The following is a 20,985-nucleotide window of genomic DNA, read 5'->3' as shown; positions in this document are numbered from 1 at the left end:
AAAACTGTCCCTTTCACACATGATTCGTGCCTCCGTCTTTTAGGATGCACGAATCTTCGCTCCTATGATGTTTCAACGTGCCTTTCACACGCGGTACATGTCATATTCACTTAAACGATATTTACGTGTTAACACTGAAACACCTTCTATAATATTTCTCCTTATCATCCCCAGATAAAGTAAAAACCCTGCACGATAGTACAGGGTCAATGATTGTCAGGGCTAAATGGGGCCGCTTGCCTTTTTGTTCAATATATCAAATTGATAAATTCTTCTTTCTCAATATTTCCGAAATAATGCTTGATATCGACATCTTGCAACGCTTTTTCAATTTCAGATTTCTCATATCGTTTTCCGATAAGTTTCTCTTCGATTTCCGATACGTCTCCGGCGCCAAAAAAGTCGCCGTAAATTTTGCAATTTTCAATGATTCCCTTTTGAACTTCGAGTCTCACATCTATTTGGCCGGCCGGGAACCGGTGTGAATGCTGAAGATTAAATTTAGGCGATTTTCCGTAATTCCATTCCCAATTTTGATAGCGTTCTCTAGAGAGCTTGTGAATGTTAGCCCAATCCTCTTCTGTCAAGACATATTCAGGAATGTCCTTGTCTTTTCCAAAAATACTCTCTAACAGGACGGAACGGAACTCTTCTATTGTCATTTTTTCTTTTAGAAATTCAGAAATATTTGCCACCCGGCTGCGGATGGACTTAATTCCTTTTGATTCAATCTTATCTTTTTTTACATTAAGCGCTGAAACGATATTCTCTATTTTCGAGTCAAACAGCAGTGTACCATGGCTGAACATTCTTCCCCTTGTTGAAAACTGGGCATTCCCGGAAATTTTTCTTCCTTCCACAATAATATCGTTACGACCGCTTAATTCTGCATTAACACCAAGTTTTTTTAATGCTTTGATAATAGGTTCCGTAAATTTCCGGAAGTTAAGAAAACTGTCGCCATCATCTTTCGTAATAAAACTAAAGTTTAAATTTCCTAAATCATGATAAACGGCTCCGCCGCCTGACAGCCTTCTGACAACATGGATCCCGTTTTTCTCTACATACTCTGTATTAATTTCTTCAATAGTATTCTGGTTTTTTCCGATAATGATGGAAGGCTCATTTATATAAAACAATAAATACGTTTCATTAATATCAAGGTTTTTTAAGGCATACTCTTCGATTGCCAAATTAATTCTCGGATCTGTAATCCCCTTATTATCAATAAACAACATTTCCTATGCACCTCGACTTTATAATTATGTCAAAAAATAGAGATTTTTTTCTACCTCGCTCCGCTTGCTGGCCATGTTAGGAAAACAGATGACTCGTATGCCTTTTCATGTATCACTGGAGATGGCCATTACTAAAATGAACTCGTTGGTAATGATAAAAACACTTGATATGCTCAAAATCACTGTCTTTGGCCTTTTCCTCCTATTTTTCAAGAAAAACAAGCTCTTTCTTGATAATTACTGTCAACTACCCAACGGCTAAAGCCGTGGGCTTGCAACTAGCCTAATTGGCTGCCGCGTTCGGCTGGTTGACAGCAGCCCTGCGGATGTTTTCCGCAGCCACGTTGTCGGCAGGGGCAGCGTACCCACAAGCTCGACAACAAAACTGATCCCTTGACGGTCTGTTTTCTTTGGCCACATGTCCGCAAACCGGACAGGTGCGGGAAGTATTTTTTGGATGAACCAATACCACCGGCACGCCAGCGATCGCCGCTTTATACTCAATAAACTTTCTCAACTGATAAAAAGACCAAGAAGAGTGTTGACGACGCTGTTGCTTTTTAACCGTTTTCTCGGTGCGTTGGCGGATGCCCTTTAAATCTTCAAGGGCAATGCCGCATCCGAGTGCCTTTGCCTTTTCAACAATCTTCTTGCTAATGCAGTGGTTCACATCACGGGCAAATAGTTTTTCCTTCTTGGAACGCTTCTTAAGCAGGCGTTTCGCTGACTTGGTGCCTTTCTTTTGGAGTTTGGCGCGAAGTTTCGCATGGCGGCGGCGCAGCCCGTTGACCTTCGAGCCGGAAAATACCTCACCGGTGCTATCGACGGCGATATTAATGATGCCAAGGTCCACACCGATAAATCCGTTTTCGGAATTGGGCTGGCCTTCGGGAACGTCCACCACGAGCAGTAAATAAAAAATACCGTTTTGAAGGACTAAATCGGCTTGACCCCGAACACGGTTGCCGCACAGCAAACCTTGATGGTAGCGGCTAATGACCATAGGGATTTCCATTCTTCCTTGCAAGGTAAGGATGGAAGCATACTCTAACCCTTTAAAGGACAGGATTCTTTCATCATACACGATGGCACCGGTTTCTTTAAAGTTATGCAAGGTTTTTTTATCCAAACGATAGCTTTCCGACACTTTGCCGATGGCACGAACGGTCATTTGGGCAGAGAGGCCAAATTTTTCCCTGACGTCATAGTAGCAAAGCCGCTGGATTTTCGTTTTGGAAAAGGTTCTGGAGCGAAAAGCAATCTCGCTAATATAGTTGCATGCTTGGTTAAACCGTTTCATTGTTTCCAGCAGCGCATGAAACTGTTCAAGAGTTGGCATTAATTTAATCTTGAGAGTGCAGAGCATTCTTGATTCACCTACCTTTCTAAATCCAGTGTACTTATATTGAACGAAAAATTCAATATATACTGAAAATATAAACCCCGCCTTCCTCCCACAGCTAAAGCAGTGGGCTTCCAGCGGATGTTCTCGTGAAACGACCCCATGCAGGCATAATCGTAACAGCATCCTTAGTTTTATGATAACGTTTCTATATTTGACGTGTCCACTTTTTAGACCAACATTAAAAAACAATGACAATCGCAGCAGTTCTTTTGACCATACTAGCTGACCACGTTCTTCGCGAAGCTGAACACTTTTTATTCATGATTCGTGTTCTTGAAGAACGGTTAAAACAAAAACAGTATAATGATACTTGGTGAATTTTTTATGACATCCAAAAACGTCTTTTCGACAGTTAAGAATCCCCTTCGCCCACTACATTTTATACATACATGAATCTATACCCATTGTTAGTCGTCATCTTTTCTTCATATTTTCGCCACACTTCCGATTTGAAGTGTGATATAAATCACTTATGCTGGAAAATATTTCTTATATTTTTTAAAATGCCGACTATATTTAGGGAGGGGAAGTAATGTTTTGCCATCAGTGTGAACAAACGCCAATGGGAGGCTGCACCGTCGCTGGGGTATGTGGAAAAGATGAAACGATTGCGAGTTTACAAGACATTATCGTATTTGCTTTAAAAGGAATTGCAGAATTCCCAGGTGCTATTTTAGCGACGACAAACTGTGTCATGCCTATTAAAGGAACATACGCCGATCGAATGTTCTCGTATGATGTCGCAGGATTGGAAAATGTCCGAAAAATTGAAAATGATGATTTTACTCCATTGATCGAAAAAGCGTTAGAACTTCCTGAAGCGAATATTGAATCCGATGAAACGTTGCTGACTGGATTCCATCATGAGACGGTCATCGGCATCGCTCCAGAAATTATTCAGGCGGTAAAAGATGGTAAAATCCAACGGTTTTTTGTGATTGCTGGGTGTGATGCGCCTGGAAAAGGCGGTGAATATTACCGTTTATTTGTTGGTGTGTCCGCTTTTTAGACTAACATCAAATTTATGTCTTAATCAGAACCTTCTTCAGTGAAGGCAATAAAAAACTCCCACCCCTTAAATGAAGGTGGGAGAGGTCCATTTAGTTAACCGAGCTCAATTGAACTGCTTTTTTTACTGGTTTTTTCCAATATTGTTCACTTCCAGGTAAGTCATCAAACCAAGTGGCATCTTTTGGACAATCCAAAATCATAAACTTTCCATATTGTTCATCATCTCTTGACTGATGATATTTTAGATATGCTTTGCCATTTTCGATTGCCAATATTTCAATTTTTCCTGAGGAATGGCTCATAACGAGGCGAACGCGTTTGCCTAATCCCGATGTTCTTGCTTTTGCTTGTTCAACTATTTTGTATACTTCTTCCAGCGTTAATACAAAATCGCTGTTACCCGCTACCGGTCTATTAACAAAGAAGTAATACGGTGTTACTCCCGCCCATGACAGTTTATCTAGCAATTCTGCCAACACTTCAGGATCATCATTTATTCCTTTTAAAATAGGAGTTTGATTCACAACGATAACTCCAGCATCGTGAAGAGCTTGGAACGCTTTACGAGCTTCTTCTGTTATTTCACGTGGATGGTTTACATGTGCCATGACATAAATGCGTTTTTCTGGTGTGGAATATTGCCGGAACAGATCAAGCAGTTCTTGATCTTCATAAATTCTCATAGGGTTAAAGACAGGCAATTTTGAACCAAAACGGATGATTTTCACATGGTCAATCGCTCGCAATCTTTCTACAATATATCTAATTTTTTTGGTTGCCAAAATAAGAGAGTCTCCGCCAGTCAATAAAACGTTATTTATTTCAGGAGTTTGTGCAATATATTCTATACCAGGCGTTACATCTGACATAGCTTCTTTTACATCGTTACGGAACAAACGCTTCCGGAAACAGAATCGGCAATATGCTCCACAAACTTCTGAAACGATGAGTAATGCAGTCGTTTTATACTTGTGCTGGCATCCTGGCACCACATAGTTGGCCGCCTCATCTGAAGCATCCCAACTGCCATATTCATTTAATTCCCCTTCGTTCGGTATCACCAATTTTCGGATAGGATCGTTCGGATCATCCCAATTAATCAGATTAAGATAATAATCATTCACTCTAAATACAAATTTGTTAGTGATTTCTTTTAACTTTTCTCTCTCTTCCTTAGGGATTTGTGTGATTTTTTCGATATTTGTAATATACTTCGGTTGTGCCATCATATCACCCTCCCATAAAAACGTTTTTATAATAAAGCTAACAAAAGTATAAAAGAGATGCAGTTTAATAGTCAAATAATCGCAAAATCTCTCATATTTTAGTTTGTTTATTATTTGACTAACGCCGCGGGATGCGCATTCATTTTCGCAAGGAGTTTTCAAAAAGAAATATTTCAACAACGTATTTTTGCGTGTATAGATGCAATATTGAGTATCGACTACCCCTTTTTTATTTTTAACAATTATTTAACATGAAAAGTATTGTTTATATAAAAACATAATTATATATTTACTTTCCAATATATTGATTCGGTAGGAATTTGTGAACAAACCGATCAGTGCATAATCACTTTCAGAGTTAAATGGCAGCTGAATTTACTCAAAGAACTTGATATGGAGGTGATAATAAATGGAACTTATTCAAACGATGGCAGAGCATTTTAAGTTATTAGGCGATAAATCACGTCTTACCATTCTTGCCTTATTAAGAGAATTCAACAAGGATTTTAATAAAACCGGATGTTCTCTTGAAATCCCCGTTCCCTATTAACTGAGCTTTTACATTAGAATTGGCCATTTTTCCGTATTTGACTTTGTTAGGTTATATGATTATAAGTCAATATTTTGGACACGAAAAGTTAACATCATGAATTTATTTTGACTTAAAAATAGAGGCATTGCGAAAACCGCAATGCCTCTTTTAATGAATTACTTGAAACTAACAGTTGCCATCAGTTCCATCGTCGTGATAAGCAACAAGCTTTTTACTTCCACCGCACTGTGGACATGCAAACTTTACAGAAAGCTCCCATACAATGAAGCCGACGATGATCTCCATCATAATAAGCGGGAAAACTTATAGCGGAATCACCATGTACCATAATTATTTTTCCGTTAGTGAATGGCTATATGTACTCCCTAGCTCATACGCTCGATTGAAAAGACTTTCGTAATGTTTGTTGAATTCCTCTTCGTTTTCGATATCTTCCGCTAACGTATTATACAAAAATGCCACTTCCGACTGAGGAATACCTGTATAACCGGCTAAACCAACATTCAAATAATGGGAAATCATCGTATCGAAATTTCTTTTTTTAAGACTTTCCTCTGTCTCTCCGACAAGCGGAATCCACAATACCTTTTTGTGTGGGAGACGCGCTCCTCCATAAGCAAAACCATAGTTCCATACCCGGTCTATAAAACTTTATTCCCCTTTTGTACGTTTAAACCACGTATAAATTGTTTGTAAATCTTCTTTATCAAGGTCTATCACTTCCCCTTGAGCACCGCCAATTCCCGACATGACCGTTGCCGAAATGGTTCCTAGACCTTTCCTTTGCTGAAACCAATTATAAGAAAATTCCATGGATTGAATCCGATTGTTTAACATATATACGGTTCTGACATTCAAAAAGCGGCTTCTTAGCGCAAGCTGATAATTTGAAATCGACCAACCGGCAAACCGATAACTGAGATAGCCAAAATAAGAAGCCATTGGCAGTAATAGCAAAAGCAATAATCCCCACGGACGCAGCCAATAAGCTACTATGCAAACCGGTAAAAGCAAAAAGTATAAAGGACGGACCATGTAGCGGATGCGCGCCCGCTTTGGCGGTGCAATGAATTCATGATTTAAGCTATAATCCGGAAGACAAGATAGAATAACGGAAGCGATCCGCTCTTTTTCGATTAAAGGACAAAGGACAATACTCTCGGGATCGCCTTCATTGAAAGCTCCTCCTGCATGAATGATATAAACGGAAGCATACCCAAACCACCGTCGGATAATGTTTTCTTTTACCACAATGCCTTGCACCCGCTCTATCGGGATCACAATCTTTTTCCTTTCAAGAAGCCCTCTTGAGATAATGATGTTCTCCCCTGCTTTTTCCACCGTAAAAAATGCGTATCTCATCATATTTTGAATGATGGAGAGAATATAGGCAGCAATCAAAATCAATATGATGGTCACTACGGTATAAAACACGCCATGCGCAATAAATTTTTGCGCATCTTTATATAACTTCTCATAAGGAATGATGTCGTCAAATTGCAAGACAAAAATGACGATGGCGGAAATAACGCCAAATGCTCCTCCGCTAGTCACGGCTACTTGGAAAATTTCCCAAAAACTCATCGAAAAGATAATGTTTTTCGTTTCTTGTTCCAACTCTTGATCATTTTGTGCAAAAGACGTTGTGCTTTCATCTTGCGGCAGAATGTTCTCGATTGCTCCTGCTTTTTCTTTTGATTTTTGAATCAAGCATTGAAGCTGTTTCGCTTCTTCCCTTGTCACGGCTGTTAACACAGCCTCCGCTTCTCCCAACTGATTGCCAGCTGTTTCTACATTTACTTTTACAACACCAAACATTCTTTGCAGAAAGCCTTGTGATATGGAGATGCCTTGAATGCGTTCAAAAGGAATGTATCGTTTTTTTCTTACAAAAACACCATATTCGATTCGCAATTCCCCTTCTTCCAAACGATAGGTAAAACGAATCCATGAAACAATTCCAATGACAATCGTATAAATGATAATAGCAAACGGCACGGCGATATCCCACATGGAAGAAATCGTTTTATTCCCGACAATGATAACAAGAATAATCGGTAAAATCGCGTCTTTCAATTGTTTTAAGATATTGGCTACAACGGAAATGGGGTGCAGTCGTTTTTTCTTAGACATCTTCATCCGCCACCCTCGCCAATCTGGAAATAGAATAACGCAGCTCTTCCGCTTCCTCCTCATCAAGTGCCGGAATTTCATGCACCGTTGCGGCAGTGGAAATGGTGACGGATGCCAGTCTGTATTTTTTTAATAATGGCCCTTGACTTGAATCAACATGCTGGACCCGAATCATTGGAATCAATGTACGTTTCACGACAAACAGTCCTTTTTGAATCTCGATTTCCTGTTCACGCACTTCATAACGCCATCTCCGCCAACGCAATGCGGGAATAAAGAAGATAAAAAAATAGCCTTCTCCAATCAATATAATAATCAGCATCGGAATAATCCATTTCGGTCCGTCAAAAACGATAATAAGGACAATGATAGCCGCAAAGACGATAAAAGAAACGGCCAATCCGATCATGCCGTATATCCGCCATACCGATAGCGCTCGTTCGGAGATTCTTTTTCTAGGCTCTCCATTCATGATTTCTCTATCCCCCTTAAACAAAGACAATCCATCGATGTAATGGTTATACGTATTTAGTATACAAGAAGTTTCCATCTTTAACTATCTGTTACTGTAGAATAACAAACTTTTGGAAAAGCAGGAAAATGAGCATGTTTCAAGAAAAATTATAGGATCGAAGCCATTGGAGAACGTGAATGATAAACCACTACGCTTATATTGTTCGTTCGCTGCGAAACCATCGCCCTTGCCAAGGCATTTGGTTTATACTGCAGCTCCTTCATCACTTTTAATACTTTTTTCACGCGTCTCTGGACTTGCAACCCCTTTTCCCGAAATGATGCGCGAAACCGTCGACTTCGAAACACCAGCCCTCAACGCGATGTCTTTAATGGTGTAGCCCACTAAAGTTAGCCTCTATACCGTTTGGTCCGGTTCGTTTTCAAAGCCTCATTCCAAGATGGATATTATACATGCATTCATTTGTCAAATCATTTGCAACTTCGTCATGAAAAAAGGCACGAATCAAATCCGTGCCTTCCGCCGTAACGAATCTATTTTTTTTAAAACAGCGTCCATATCCGCGCTGGCTGTTTCTGTTTCCCATCGATGGCGTCATCGGATATAAACAAAAAAGCCAGGCGGTCATTTTGCCTATGCCGCATGGTTTAATGAAACAATCCGCTTTTTTTCGCTTTCGCATGCAGCGAATGCATGTATTTGTTCAACGGTTCTTTCAGAAGCGTACCTAATAAGAGAGCCAGGACGGCAAACATCATGAGACGAACCGCATCGTTTTTCACTTTTCCCCACACAATGCCGCCGACTGCTTCGCGCATCAAATCAATCGCATACGTAAACGGCAAAAACGGGTTGATGTTTTGGAAAAATTCCGGAATAAGCTGAACCGGATACGTCCCCCCTGCTCCGGCGATTTGGAAAACGAGCAGGACGATGGCCAGCGCCTTGCCGACGTCGCTGAATACTGATACGAGCGTAAAGACAATGACAATAAACACAAAGCTGCATAACAGCCCAAAGAGGATGAACCAGCCGGAGTCATGAATATAAATATTCTTTAAAAGAAATACATCTCCTAACGTGACAATAAGCGCCTGAATACTGCTGCATGTCCAAAACGTCAGCAGCCGGCCAAAATAAATTTCTCTGCTGGTATACCCTTCTGCCTCATAAGGTTCGGTAGAAAGCAACGACACTAACAGCAGACAGCCCACCCATATGGACAAGACGGTATAAAACGGGTTCATCCCCGATCCATAGTTCGGAAGCGAAAACAATCTATGCGTCTTTAAGTCGACGGGATGGGCCAAAAATTCACCTTTTGCTCTTGGATCATTTTTTAATAAACGAATGATGTCGTAGATGTTTGTCTCTTTTTTCAATTTTACAAGAAAGGAAGCGATATCGTTGACTTTCCGCGCAAGAAACGGATACTGATCGCTTGCCGTCTGCAACATTTCTTCCCCCTGCTTGAGACCGCTGCCGGCGTGCTGAAGAAACCGCTCTAATTCCAGAATGGTGTTGGCGATGTCCGCGAGTATGCGGCGGGCGTCTTGAAGCGTCTGCTTCGTTTCGTTCATTTTTTCTTTCATGAGTGGTGCGATATGTTGCTCGTATTCATTCATCACCCGATCGACTTGCTTTACCGCAGCTGCCGCCCGCTCATTTAGGTCGGTGAGAAGATGGTTGCCTAGCTGCGCCCCGTTTTCACTTTGCTCGTACGCTAACTTGGCAAGGCGTTGTGCTTCTCTTAAATTGGATTTTATGCCTGTCAGACGGCCGGACAATTGTTCCATATTGGCGGAAGCCGTGCGAGAGAAAGCTCGCTTTTCGATCATGTTATTGAATATGCGAAGCTGTGTTTGCGCTTCATCTGCCATTTGTTCCCCAGCTGCGGCCATGCTCTGGACGTCGGAAAGCCATTGCCGCTGCTGGGCAAGGGAAAGGTTTTCTTGCAGCTTGTTAGTTACGGCATAGATGGACATGGCGATTTGCTGCAGCGTACGCAAATTTTCCGTGATTTGCGGCGTCAATGTCTTTGCTTTTGCTTCCGCTTTCGTGAAAAACTGATTCATTTCATCAAGAAACGCAATGCCGCTGTTGACGATCCGTTTCGCTTCGGGAAGCGTTTTTTCCGCTTTATTGACGAGCCGTTCCGCCTCTTTCGCGTCGGACATCGATTGGTTTAACAGCCGCTTGATTTCCGGCAGCTTCGTCTGCAGCTGAAAAATCAGGGTCTCAAAATGGCGAATATCTGGCAGCTGTTGTTCTAATGCCACCCCCGCTTCATGAAAGATAGAAAACAAAACGCTGTTGACAACAGCGACAAATTGATCGCTTACTTGCTCGGTGATGGTGCTTGCTCCTTTGGATGTGATTCTCGGCGCAATCGCGTTCTTTTTGTCATTTTCATAGTAATGAATGACGGCCTGCTCCGGCCTATCTTGCACAATGGTAGCCAATTTTTCTGAAAAATCGCTTGGAATGACGATCGTCGCAAAATAATCGCCATAGCGGACGTTTTTCATTCCTTCTTGTTTGCCAACAAATTTCCAGCCTAAGTCATGATTGTTTCGTAGCGCCCTAACAATTTCTTTTCCGGCGTTAAACGCATGTCCTTGAATTTTTGCCCCTTTGTCTTCATTGACAATTCCTACTTTAATGTTTCTCGTGTTGGCATACGGATCAATAGAAGCTTCGATATTCACCCACGCATAAAGCGATGGCAGAAGAAGCAATCCGCCTACCAATACCGCCGCTACCCAGTTTGTTGCTATTTGCTTCATATCGTGAACATAAAGATTCCATATCTTTTTCACGAACCTCAACTTCCCTTTAGTGTGATTAAACTGCTTTTGTTAGTATAAACCAATGAAAAAAAAACTAAACATAAGCGGCGGATTGGAAACGAGCACAGTATGTTTACAAAAAACTGCTGGCTAACCAGCAGATGATGTATAAAATTTTGTGTAAAGCATTTTGCTAGACCAAAAGAAAAAAGGTAGGGTATTCTCTGATTTGGACCACAACACATTCCAGAGAAAGGAGTACCCTACCTATGTCTAAAAGAAGTATACCGAATGTCGACTGGGCAAATCAACTGGAAAGTGTCATTCGTCAGTTTGTAAAGGAAAAATTAGAACTGATCATGCGGGAAGAAATCAAGAATTTCCTCGAAATAGAACAGGCCGGAACATCAAATATGAGAAATGGCTACTATCAACGAAATCTGGATACGCAATATGGCCGGATTGAAGGTCTTTTGGTCCCTAGAGACCGAAACGGAGAATTTCAAACCCAATTGTTCGCTCCTTACCAACGCCACACCGGCTGGCTGGAGGAAGCCATCATCAGGATGTATCAAAGTGGCATGAATACGCGTGAAATTGGCAAGTTTATTGAACGAATTTTAGGCAATGCCTATTCTCCCGCAACAATCAGTCGTATTACCGATGTCGTGAAGGAAGACATCGAGAAATAGCACACTCGTCCACTGCACAAGCGTTATTCCGTCTTATATTTGGATGGTTTATACGTAAAACTTCGTCGCGAAACCGTGGAGAAAGAAGTCATTTATGTGGTGTTAGGGGTGAACGAAGAAGGATATCGCGAAATTCTTGATTTCTTTGTGGGAGGACAAGAAAGTGCCTATGTATGGCAGGAAATTCTTCAAAACCTCTACCAAAGAGGCGTCAAGGAAGTGCTTCTGGGCGTATTCGATGGACTACCGGGTCTAGAGGAAGCCTTTAAGGCGGTGTATCCGAAAGCCGATGTACAGCGTTGTGTCGTTCACAAAGTCCGTAACACGCTCAGTCGTGTTCGGAAAAAAGACCAATTCGAAATGGCGGAGGATCTGAAACTCATTTATCGTTCTCCGAATAAAGAAATCGCATTGGAGATGTTTCAACAGTTTCAATCCAAATGGTCTCGCGAGTACCCAAGGGAAGTCCAATCTTGGGCCAATGAGTTGGATGTCCTCCTTACATTTATGGATGATCCAAGCAGTATTCGAAGTGTGATTTACACGACCAATGCCTCGAACGAACGATCAAGGAGATTCGGAAACGCCTAAAACCGATGAACAGTTTGAATAGTTTAGAAGCCGCTGAAAAAATCGTGTATTTGACCATTCAAGATTTTAATGAGAAATGGGCAGGGCGAAAGTTGCGAGGATTTGCCGAAGCGCATGAAGCCCTCGAGCGAAAGTTGCGAGGATTTGCCGAAGCGCATGAAGCCCTCGAGCGAAAGTTGCGAGGATTTGCCGAAGCGCATGAAGCCCTCGAGCGAATGTTTGAAGAACGTTATCATTAACCAAATATTGTAAATAAACAAAATAAGGGGATTCTCCCTTTCCACACAAGAGACTGAATATTCAGTCTCTTGTGTGGAGGAAATATCCCCATTCTAAATCCATTTCAGAGATACCCTATCTATCTTACATTACACAAAATTCTTGACGATACCTGAAAGCTGGGAGGTAAGCGGAAGAAGTAGATAATGACGAGGCTTGGCATGTTGGATGGAATAATGAAGAATAATCTTCTTGTTCAACTAACGGAGCAGTATAATTCAACAACTAAATAATCAGCATTCACAGAAAATTATATTAAAGCCCAATCAAATTGACAAAAAGCCCCGTATTATAAACTGAGGGCAAATAAATGGAGGTGTAATTCAATGAGTGATGGAAGATATGCAGGTGCTGGATTTGCATTTTTCGTCGTTCTGTTCATCTTATTAATCATTGTTGGCTGTAGTTGTATGACCGGGGCTTTGGTGGCTACGGGAGAGGATATGGCTTTGGTGGTTATGGATTAGGATTTGGATTCTAGTACTACCCCCTTCTTATAAGGATTTGAGAATTGCTAAAGTGCTTACTTCCCATTTGGTTGAACAAGATGCACAAAAAATAGCATTAAAAACGGCACCCATTTTGGATGCCGTTTTTATTTCTCATAAACTTTTACAAAAATACTTCCAAATAACTTGTTTCCAATATAAGCATCTAACTTCCACATTCCACTCTTTGGCAGTGACATATTTGATGGAACGTGATGATCTGCTCCGTTATTAGGACCACCCAAACTAAGACCTTCTAATACAGTTATTGGTTCCCCGCCGGTTTCATGAGTGGCAATAACTTTCAGTCCCCCATTAAACTCTTTTTCATTTCCCCAAAAATGCCACATATATTTCTGTACCTTATTTGGATAAAACCTTGTAACTTCCGAATCATCATAAATAAACCCTAATCGTCCTTCTTCCCCAATCATAGTATAACCATTTGACTCAAACAAAGGACTTTCTTTCCAATCTTGTGTTTTCACATTTGGTAAATTTTCAGATGTAACTTCTTCTTTCTTGTTAGCAGCATCACTACATCCAACAGTAGTTAAAGAAATAATAATTGCAATAGTTAAAATAAAAAATTTCTTGAACATAAAATACTTACACCTCCCTAACATTAGACGATTTTAAACGGAATTAGTTTCATAATATTCTGATATTTATAGCACGGAATCACTTCCTCGATATTTCTATACCCCATAAATAAAAACGCTTTGCCAATAAATTTATATAAAACATGATTCGGTGTTATCGATGATTTCCCCTCCTTCAATCGTTTCCATTTCATATACCAATATACGCTTCCTTGCGCCAAAATTATTTCGAGTAGAAGAAAAGAGGCCCAAAATGAATAAAGGGAATACAATCGTAAATAAGTAAAAATTTTATTCATCGCAAAACTAATAAAGAAAAACAATATAACGGATGATAGTTCTCCTGTATACAGATAAGAGAATCTCTTTACTAATTTTTGTTTCAACTCGATCACCTTACTATGTTGAGAAGGAGTTTTTGTTTCACAGATTTCTTCATAAAGAACTTTTCATCGCGCACGAACCCTTTTCGCATTGACACATATCTATTGAATAATCTAAACGTTTTAGCGAGATAGATCATGAATAAACTGAATATTATTAATATTTTTTGCAAATATTTAATCCTTGAATCAGTATGACCATGCTTCCTATACGCTTCCCATCATCCGTTTTCTCCTTTGGAATGATAAAGCTCTCTACTGCTTTATAAATGGTCTAAATCCATAATGATATCGTTAGAACTTTGAAACGATCCATTTGACATTCTTGCTTTGCAAGTGGAATAAAACGATGACGGCAATAATTGCCACAATGATAATCCTAAGGATGGTTGTCTGTAGTACGAGATGTTGCAAATCGGGTGACACGTGATTGCCGAAAGAAGGCAAGATTTTGATCGTTTCTCTTTTTTGAATTTTCGGGAATTGTACAGGGACAAAAGCAGAAATAAAGCATAAATAATACAGTGACGACTAGTTTTGGGAGTGAAAAATAATGAAAAGGATGAACCATGAGAGAATGAAGCGAATACATGCTAAATTTAAGCGTGATTTTCAAACTTGTCATGTCGATAAAACGAATGATAAGCCTCAAATTGATTCTGCTTTTGAACCTGTGCATACTTCTGAATCCGGCTTTGTGGATAAAATGAATCATATACCTGCTAGAGAGAAGTTCGATGAAACCAATCGTACTGATGATATGAATCAATACGGAACAATACGTTCTATGACTATAAAAAGCCCATTCTCTACTTTTGTAGAAATTGACGATTTTCTTCACCCTCCTATCTTTGGAGGTAAAGCACAACATACAGCTGAATTTCTTGACCTAAACAATAGACAAACTCCTCAATTAGACACGAAACTATTTCATACGACGACTTATTATCTTGAACAGCCTTATTGTCATTTGATCTGCTCTAAAATTCATGAAATTATATTCTTCACTGACACTGTTCACACCTATAGCGCGAAGAACAAAAAAAACCTTTATAAATCGGTTGTGTTTCCCGTCCATGAGAAAAAAACAAATAATCAATCTTGTACTCATCATGATTTCATACAAATTAGAGTTCCGGTTGTAGTCGGGGAATACGAAATTGAAATATGTTTAGAAGAAGATGTGATGTTTGAAGAAGAGATTATGAAAGTAAACGAAATCTCTAAAGAAGTCGTACTGACAAATTGCAAATTCGTACCTACCCAATTTTCTTCATCATTCGGTAATGGAACATGTGCAGCATTAAAAGGAAATTTATTGATAGAAGGATATATACACCAAAATATTGAGTATACTGCAGTTTACAATAGAAATGCGGGTGCCATACAAAAAGAGCCAGCAGCTTCACGCCGATTACGCCAAAAAATCGTGTTGGATTTAATCATTCATTTACTACAAGTACAACAAGTTCGAGTCAGTTATGATGGTAAAGGCATCTAGAAAATCATCGAACGCATTGACCATTCGTGAAAATCCCTTCCTTTGATTAAAAATGAGCAAAATGATCATTGTATAAACCTATACTTTAAAATGAATGCTGAATATTGTATTAACGTAGAGCTTGAGAAAAGCTCAAAAAATAGTAAGGAGTGGATTTTTGATGAGCAACTCGCAATTTTGCAATAAGAATAAACAACCGATTTCCCAGCTTGTCCAGTAGAAGCAAATACACAATCCCATTTTTCCGATGAAGCTACCCCGGTAGTCGCTACACCAGGTCTTACGCCAATTCTTAAAGTTCCAGTTGTACTAGCGGAAAGAACCATTCAAGTTGTTTTAGAGGCAGATATTCCGCTTGATCCGGCTGCAACTGAAATTAAGAGAGTGACAAAGAATGTATTTTTAGAACAAGTGAAATTGGTGCCTGTTAGATTTGCGCGTATTGACGACACGGACTTCTTTAGAGTTACAAGAGCCAAATTATTTGTGTCAGGTTTCATTCGCAAAGATATTGAATATGCTTCCAATGCATGTAATGGAGCACTCCTAGATAGAATTGCCGATCTTCCGTTTTCTGGTTTTGCAGAACTTCTAGAAGGCGATTTCCTCACTTTCCCAATTATCGGTATTTCAGAAAACAGCAAAGCTTTATTCCTTAACGAGAAAAACGACTTAACTCCTCGCTTAGATAAATATTTCTTCCAAAATCTCGTCAAATATAATGAACAACCATACGGCGAGTTAATAGGCGCGAATTTCTACGAACTTGATTTTTCGCCAACTCATGTAAGCCCTGAGGGAGAGTTTAGCTCATTGCGCGAAAAAATCGTCATGGATCTTACTGTAAAAGTATTACAAGTCCAACAAATGCAAGTTGCGGCTACAGGAATAACTCCTGCTTTCCCTGAAGGTACTGTTGGTTACTAAAAAGTCTTTCATTCGGTCTGCCCATTTTTTAAAATAACGTCAGGGCTAAAAAGATGGTTAAATACATCTTTTTTCATATAATAAAAGAGCTGAATTCGTTACAGTTCAGCTCTTTTATTCTTTATAAAATAGTATAGGAACCAGACTGCATGATTTTGTCCATCTGCTGCTACACGGCGGAAATTTCTTTTATATATGGATTATTCAACTCTTCAGCAATATCTGGGTAAAAATCAACAGTTTTTCGTTCATCTTCTAGGTCATATTCTAACCCTTCAACATAGGTATTAGGACATAACTTTGACATCAAGCTGCATACCTGTCAGACTTACATATATTTTTTGTAAATCGTTGATAATGTTTTATTTCATCGTCACGAATTTCAAGAATTTGAACCCTTTCCTTATCCGTAGGAGCCATTTTTGCTAATTCTGCGTTTTTTCATCCAGCCATTTCCGTCGCTTGACATATTCCTCGTGAAAATATCCTAAATGAATTTCATATATCCCATTTTTGTCTTTCCATCCATCGATGACATTAACTCGTACAGTGCAAGTAAAAGCAGTTGTGAATTTCCGGTTGCAGGAAACGAGTCTTTTTATCAACAATCCCTCGATTTCATTATAATGGAAGAAAAAGGTGAATTATGAACACGCCCGCAAAAATCATCGCCGTCGTTAAATGAAATTTTCGACGAAAACCGGAAGCCTTTTTATGGCGGAGCACTCCTGCGAACAAAGTAAGTGCTAACATGAAAATCGCAAAATATCCCGTTATCATTTTTGGATGAAAAAATCCGATTATTTCTCCCAACTGAAAAAGCATAATCCCTGCATGGAGCGCGATAAGGCTTGTTCCTGCTAAAGCAATGGGAATATGTGCCCTCATCATTTTTCGCGACAGTTTGCTTAAGGCAACTTTCACGTTACGCACTTTCGATTTTCTAATGACAAGAAATATAAAGTACATGTTAACGTTAATGAGAAACAATAATATAGCTAGCTGGGCGAGCAGTTTTCCTAATAAAATGACAGTGGAATCATACGAATGAGCGCCCCATATATACAGTACAGAACCAATGATGAATAACACATTAATGATTATCCAAACATAATACGGCATACGAACCTCCAACGATTTCAGGATAAATAGGAAATAACAAACAACAAGTCGTCTCCCTATACATTTTGTCACACTTTTCTTTTATAATAAAATGATTAAAATGGTATTATCCTCATTTATCACGAAAAATAAAACAATCATTGCATTTCCTTCTTTTCTTGCTAAAATAATAAATGTTGCTTTTCTTGCCACACCATGTATACCGATGGTGCTTTTTTGTATATACCTTAACGATGTAAGGGGAGAAGCATATGAACATTAGAACGATCGTCGTCAACGGCATTTTAGCAGCTGTGTACATCGCGGTAACGATGCTGATTCAGCCGTTTGGATTTACTAATGTGCAGTTTCGCATGTCGGAAATGCTGAATCATCTCATCGTGTTTAATAAAAAGTATTTCTTTGGCATTGTGTTAGGCGTCTTTTTTGCCAATCTGTTTTTTTCGCCGATGGTGGCGTACGATCTCATTTTCGGGGTCGGGCAGTCGGTTATCGCCCTTCTGATCACGATTTTTTCGATGCGGTATGTGAAAAATGTATGGGCGCGGATGGCCGTCAATACGCTGGTATTTACGTTTACGATGTTTTTGATTGCGTGGGAGTTAAAGCTGGCGTTTGACCTGCCATTCCTTTTCACGTGGCTGACGACCGCCGCAGGCGAATTTGTCGTCATGGCGGTTGGCGCACCAATTATGTACGCGGTAAACCGGCGGGCCCATCTGGATAAATTAGTATAAATATAAAGCGGCAAGGGGTTACCTGCCGCTTTTTCTTACATTAGACGAATTTAGGCCGCTAGTTTCTCTACCACTGCTATCACAGTCGGTACGGTTCTTTCCTTACAACATCCCCTTCATTTTCTCAATAATCAGGAATGATGGGATGCGTTTATTAAAGATGTGATAAATGATCGTTTCATAGCCGCAAGAGTGGATTCACCAAATCTTTGAAGCAATTATTCCTAGCAATTTTCATCCGTGTCCCATCCTTCCAAAAAAGATGGTATGCCGTTTTCTAATAATCGTGCTGGAATAGCCATATCATGAAAAACGATCCAAATGGTTAAAAAATGAAGTATTTGGTCAATAAGAAATAAAAATGCTTGGCTTCCTGTTCCTTTCAACCTATCGTTCCATTTGATTTTGCCGTAGTCAATGAGATAATGACAAATAGAAATAAGCAAAATGACTTGTCCAAGCAATAGAAAAATAGAGAGATGAAATGAATAGTTGATATTCGTTCAAGATACTTAGTAAACGGCCCTTTTCCATCTGTCTGGACTTTTTGACATCCGCAGCAAAACAGATAGCTGGTGTTGGTTTCATAACATCCCTCTTTTTGTTGATGTATATGTATCAATATTACCATTGTTGTTAAAAAAACATCAACATATCTTTCTGAAACGAGTTCTCTATAATTAGCGATACATAAACTTTTTCGTCTTTGAAACAAGGCAAGAACAAGGATGACTAACGCTATCACTTCTATCGTTATAACGATTTTCCATTATCACCTCTTTTGTCTCTGAAAAGTTCAGATCCTCTTTGAATAATACTATTACCGAATTTTTGTTGCAGCCGCTCAATCGTATTCCATAACGATTCTTTTTTGGCCTCTTCTTCAAAGTGAAACAAGTCTAATTGTTTCACCGCCTCTTTTTTATCAAATACGTCTACGGCGGTAATTCCTAACAGTCTTACCGGATTGCCATTCCAATGGCGTTTTAATAAGTAGACGGCGCGCTGAAAAATTTCTTCCGCCTCCTGGAACGGATTTTCCCATGTTTTACTGCGGGTGATCGTTTGAAAATTGCTGTAGCGGATCATAATTTGAACCGTGGAAGAGACGACGCCTTTTTGTTTCATGCGATTGCTGACGGATTGCGCCAAATCGCGCAGCACTTCAAGAAGAATCCGTTCTTCTGTCACATTGCGGGGAAGCGTTGTGGAGCTTCCGATGGATTTCCACTTTTCTCCCGATTCTGGATCAACAGGACGGGGATCAATCCCATTAGCCCACTCTTTTAATCGAACCCCGGTGATGCCAAGTAAATTTTGCAATGTCACTTTTTCCGCCTTCGCCAATTCGCCAATCGTAAAAATGCCGATACTATTTAATTTTTTTGCCGTTTTGTCACCGATGCCGTGCATCTCCTGAACAGGGAGAGGCCAAAGTACTTTCGGCACATCGCGTTTGCGTAACACCGTGATGCCTAATGGTTTTTTCATGTTGCTTGCCATTTTGGCTAAAAACTTATTCGGTGCAATGCCAATGCTTACAGGAATATGTAGCGTCTGTAACAACTCTTTTTGAATTTGCTCCGCGATATCCAACGGTGAACCAAGCGAATAACAATCGGTGATATCCAAGTATCCTTCGTCTATCGAAGCGCGCTCTAAAACGGGTGTAAACGTTGCTAAAAATTGAAATACTTTCTCACTTATCTCGCGGTATAAATGAAAATCGGGTTTTAGAACAACAAGTTGCGGGCACCTTTTCTTCGCTTCCCATAATGGCATTGTCGTATAAATACCAAAACGCTGTTTCGCGATATAGTTCGCCGCTAACACAACTCCTTTTCGTTCTTTCGGATCTCCCGCTACAACAACCGCTTTTCCTTTTAATGAGGGGTCTCGAGCGATTTCGCAGCTGGCGAAAAACGAATTACAGTCGACATGGAAAATTACGCGACTTCGCTTTTGGTACGTTGCCTCCATGTTATTTTTCCCCTTTTTTAAACTGCTCCCACTTTCACTTTGTTTAGATAATCCCTTCTAACGAAGAGAAGTTGACCAAGCTCTATGTACCGTTTCAGCACTGAATGCGAGTTCCTTGTACGTTGGACTCAAATGCTGGCATATGCGAAAGCTTAGCTTTTCGATCAGCGTGAATGTATGATGGTGGAAAGTTTTACGTAACAGCCCCTTTCCTCCACCTCTTTCATTTTCACAGAGCAATCTGTATAAGATAATCTAATCATAGCACATATGTTCGTTATTTTCTACGATATAGCAATTCCTCTTCCCACTTCTATTGGTTTACACCCCGCCCCAATTAGAAGTGGGAGTTATCTCGTATGAAAAATCATTTCTTCCATTCATTTACTTTGTTGATTATTTTCTTTTTTTGTTTGATTGATTATTTAGAACATAGTTTAAATAAATTAATTTTATCCTATAAAACAGCCTCTTACAGTTTAAACATGAATGATAAGAGGCTTCCTTTGCCGCTCTAAATTCTGTTAAACCGCTATAATATTAAAGACTGCTTAAATGCTCATGAATTAATTTCCATTCTCCTTTTTCGTTCTTAATGAACACATTAGTGGCTCTACCACTACCCGTAACAAATTTTCCGTTGTGATAACCTTCATAATGATATGTATAAGTACAAGTTGCAGAATTTTGGTCAACGGCTAACCAATGTACATTGTTTGCAGTATAAACTTCTTCTTTAATGATATCCCAAGCATTTTCAAAATAATTTTGGATTTCTTGTATTTTTTCTCTCCTCAGTTGTACTTTCTTTCTTGTCTATATGTATGTCCTACATATAAAGAACTTGTCTTTT

At 39.6% G+C, this 20,985-nt stretch carries 16 protein-coding genes and 6 pseudogenes; 7 read left to right on the top strand and 15 right to left on the bottom strand.

Annotated features, from left to right (window positions below):
- Positions 1-248 precede the first annotated feature (248 nt).
- Both lplA and NXM86_RS08395 read right to left on the bottom strand, forming a co-directional pair.
- Positions 249-1,238, bottom strand: a complete 990-nt coding sequence (gene lplA, locus NXM86_RS08400; protein ID WP_015863948.1) for a lipoate--protein ligase — start codon at positions 1,236-1,238, stop codon at positions 249-251.
- Positions 1,239-1,521: 283 nt separating this feature from the next.
- A complete protein-coding gene (locus NXM86_RS08395) occupies positions 1,522-2,604 on the bottom strand; it encodes an RNA-guided endonuclease InsQ/TnpB family protein (protein ID WP_015863580.1) in 1,083 nt (360 codons plus the stop codon).
- A gap of 571 nt (positions 2,605-3,175) precedes the next feature.
- Here NXM86_RS08395 and NXM86_RS08390 point away from each other — a divergent pair.
- Positions 3,176-3,625: pseudogene (locus tag NXM86_RS08390) on the top strand (hypothetical protein); the annotation flags it as partial.
- 118 nt (positions 3,626-3,743) lie between these two features.
- Here NXM86_RS08390 and NXM86_RS08385 read toward each other — a convergent pair.
- Positions 3,744-4,880 (bottom strand): KamA family radical SAM protein, encoded by a 1,137-nt coding sequence (locus NXM86_RS08385; protein ID WP_041269672.1) that lies wholly within the window; start codon positions 4,878-4,880, stop codon positions 3,744-3,746.
- Positions 4,881-5,289: 409 nt separating this feature from the next.
- On the opposite strand from NXM86_RS08385, the gene NXM86_RS08380 reads away from it, so the two are divergent.
- Complete coding sequence (locus tag NXM86_RS08380) at positions 5,290-5,430, top strand: hypothetical protein (protein WP_244319594.1); 141 nt, start codon at positions 5,290-5,292, stop codon at positions 5,428-5,430.
- A 333-nt stretch (positions 5,431-5,763) separates the two neighbouring features.
- Here the strand turns inward: NXM86_RS08380 and NXM86_RS08375 are convergent, their stop codons facing one another.
- The 5 genes from NXM86_RS08375 to NXM86_RS08355 form a co-directional block, all read right to left on the bottom strand.
- Complete coding sequence (locus NXM86_RS08375; RefSeq protein WP_235603732.1) at positions 5,764-6,078, bottom strand: NAD(P)H-dependent oxidoreductase; 315 nt, start codon at positions 6,076-6,078, stop codon at positions 5,764-5,766.
- A 6-nt stretch (positions 6,079-6,084) separates the two neighbouring features.
- The gene (locus NXM86_RS08370; RefSeq protein WP_498958896.1) at positions 6,085-7,566 is read right to left on the bottom strand and encodes a PH domain-containing protein; all 1,482 of its coding nucleotides are present in this window, start codon (positions 7,564-7,566) and stop codon (positions 6,085-6,087) included.
- Positions 7,559-8,038: a PH domain-containing protein gene (locus NXM86_RS08365; RefSeq protein WP_081189914.1), complete on the bottom strand. Its 480-nt coding sequence runs from the start codon at positions 8,036-8,038 to the stop codon at positions 7,559-7,561. The genes NXM86_RS08370 and NXM86_RS08365 overlap by 8 nt, the downstream gene beginning before the upstream one ends.
- A gap of 246 nt (positions 8,039-8,284) precedes the next feature.
- Positions 8,285-8,425 (bottom strand): LacI family DNA-binding transcriptional regulator, encoded by a 141-nt coding sequence (locus tag NXM86_RS08360; protein WP_321164205.1) that lies wholly within the window; start codon positions 8,423-8,425, stop codon positions 8,285-8,287.
- Positions 8,426-8,688: 263 nt separating this feature from the next.
- Entirely contained in the window at positions 8,689-10,860 is a 2,172-nt protein-coding gene (locus NXM86_RS08355) for a YhgE/Pip domain-containing protein (protein ID WP_498958895.1), read from the bottom strand.
- A 239-nt stretch (positions 10,861-11,099) separates the two neighbouring features.
- Here NXM86_RS08355 and NXM86_RS08350 point away from each other — a divergent pair.
- A pseudogene (locus tag NXM86_RS08350) lies at positions 11,100-12,352 on the top strand (IS256 family transposase).
- Between the two features lie 366 nt (positions 12,353-12,718).
- The gene (locus NXM86_RS08345; RefSeq protein ID WP_498958894.1) at positions 12,719-12,859 is read left to right on the top strand and encodes a YjcZ family sporulation protein; all 141 of its coding nucleotides are present in this window, start codon (positions 12,719-12,721) and stop codon (positions 12,857-12,859) included.
- Positions 12,860-12,987: 128 nt separating this feature from the next.
- On the opposite strand, the gene NXM86_RS08340 is transcribed toward NXM86_RS08345, so the two are convergent.
- Together NXM86_RS08340 and NXM86_RS08335 are read right to left on the bottom strand one after the other, a co-directional pair.
- A complete protein-coding gene (locus tag NXM86_RS08340) occupies positions 12,988-13,482 on the bottom strand; it encodes a DUF4871 domain-containing protein (RefSeq protein ID WP_089097681.1) in 495 nt (164 codons plus the stop codon).
- Between the two features lie 149 nt (positions 13,483-13,631).
- Positions 13,632-13,868: pseudogene (locus NXM86_RS08335) on the bottom strand (general stress protein); the annotation flags it as partial.
- A gap of 550 nt (positions 13,869-14,418) precedes the next feature.
- On the opposite strand from NXM86_RS08335, the gene NXM86_RS08330 reads away from it, so the two are divergent.
- Together NXM86_RS08330 and NXM86_RS08325 are read left to right on the top strand one after the other, a co-directional pair.
- Entirely contained in the window at positions 14,419-15,366 is a 948-nt protein-coding gene (locus tag NXM86_RS08330) for a BC_2427 family protein (protein WP_245842405.1), read from the top strand.
- A 207-nt stretch (positions 15,367-15,573) separates the two neighbouring features.
- Positions 15,574-16,293, top strand: a pseudogene (locus NXM86_RS08325) (CsxC family protein); the annotation flags it as partial.
- 98 nt (positions 16,294-16,391) lie between these two features.
- Here the strand turns inward: NXM86_RS08325 and NXM86_RS08320 are convergent.
- Positions 16,392-16,728: pseudogene (locus NXM86_RS08320) on the bottom strand (ferritin-like domain-containing protein); the annotation flags it as partial.
- Between the two features lie 186 nt (positions 16,729-16,914).
- The gene (locus NXM86_RS08315) at positions 16,915-17,415 is read right to left on the bottom strand and encodes a hypothetical protein (protein WP_062754634.1); all 501 of its coding nucleotides are present in this window, start codon (positions 17,413-17,415) and stop codon (positions 16,915-16,917) included.
- A gap of 251 nt (positions 17,416-17,666) precedes the next feature.
- Between NXM86_RS08315 and NXM86_RS08310 the strand changes: the two genes are divergently transcribed.
- Positions 17,667-18,152 carry a QueT transporter family protein gene (locus tag NXM86_RS08310; protein WP_015863956.1) on the top strand — a complete coding sequence of 162 codons (486 nt, stop codon included), beginning with the start codon at positions 17,667-17,669 and terminating at the stop codon, positions 18,150-18,152.
- A 224-nt stretch (positions 18,153-18,376) separates the two neighbouring features.
- On the opposite strand, the gene NXM86_RS08305 is transcribed toward NXM86_RS08310, so the two are convergent.
- The 3 genes and pseudogenes from NXM86_RS08305 to NXM86_RS08295 all read right to left on the bottom strand — a co-directional run.
- On the bottom strand, positions 18,377-18,598 hold the full coding sequence (locus NXM86_RS08305) for a DUF3307 domain-containing protein (protein ID WP_062754638.1): 222 nt from the start codon (positions 18,596-18,598) through the stop codon (positions 18,377-18,379).
- Between the two features lie 307 nt (positions 18,599-18,905).
- On the bottom strand, positions 18,906-20,132 hold the full coding sequence (locus NXM86_RS08300; RefSeq protein ID WP_498958893.1) for a DNA polymerase IV: 1,227 nt from the start codon (positions 20,130-20,132) through the stop codon (positions 18,906-18,908).
- A 540-nt stretch (positions 20,133-20,672) separates the two neighbouring features.
- Positions 20,673-20,915, bottom strand: a pseudogene (locus tag NXM86_RS08295) (YybH family protein); the annotation flags it as partial.
- Positions 20,916-20,985: the final 70 nt, after the last annotated feature.

Origin of the sequence: Geobacillus sp. CX412, assembly GCF_027942335.1 — a bacterium.
Taxonomy (GTDB): Bacteria; Bacillota; Bacilli; order Bacillales; family Anoxybacillaceae; genus Parageobacillus_B; species Parageobacillus_B toebii.
This window is presented reverse-complemented; position numbering and strand designations above follow the sequence as displayed.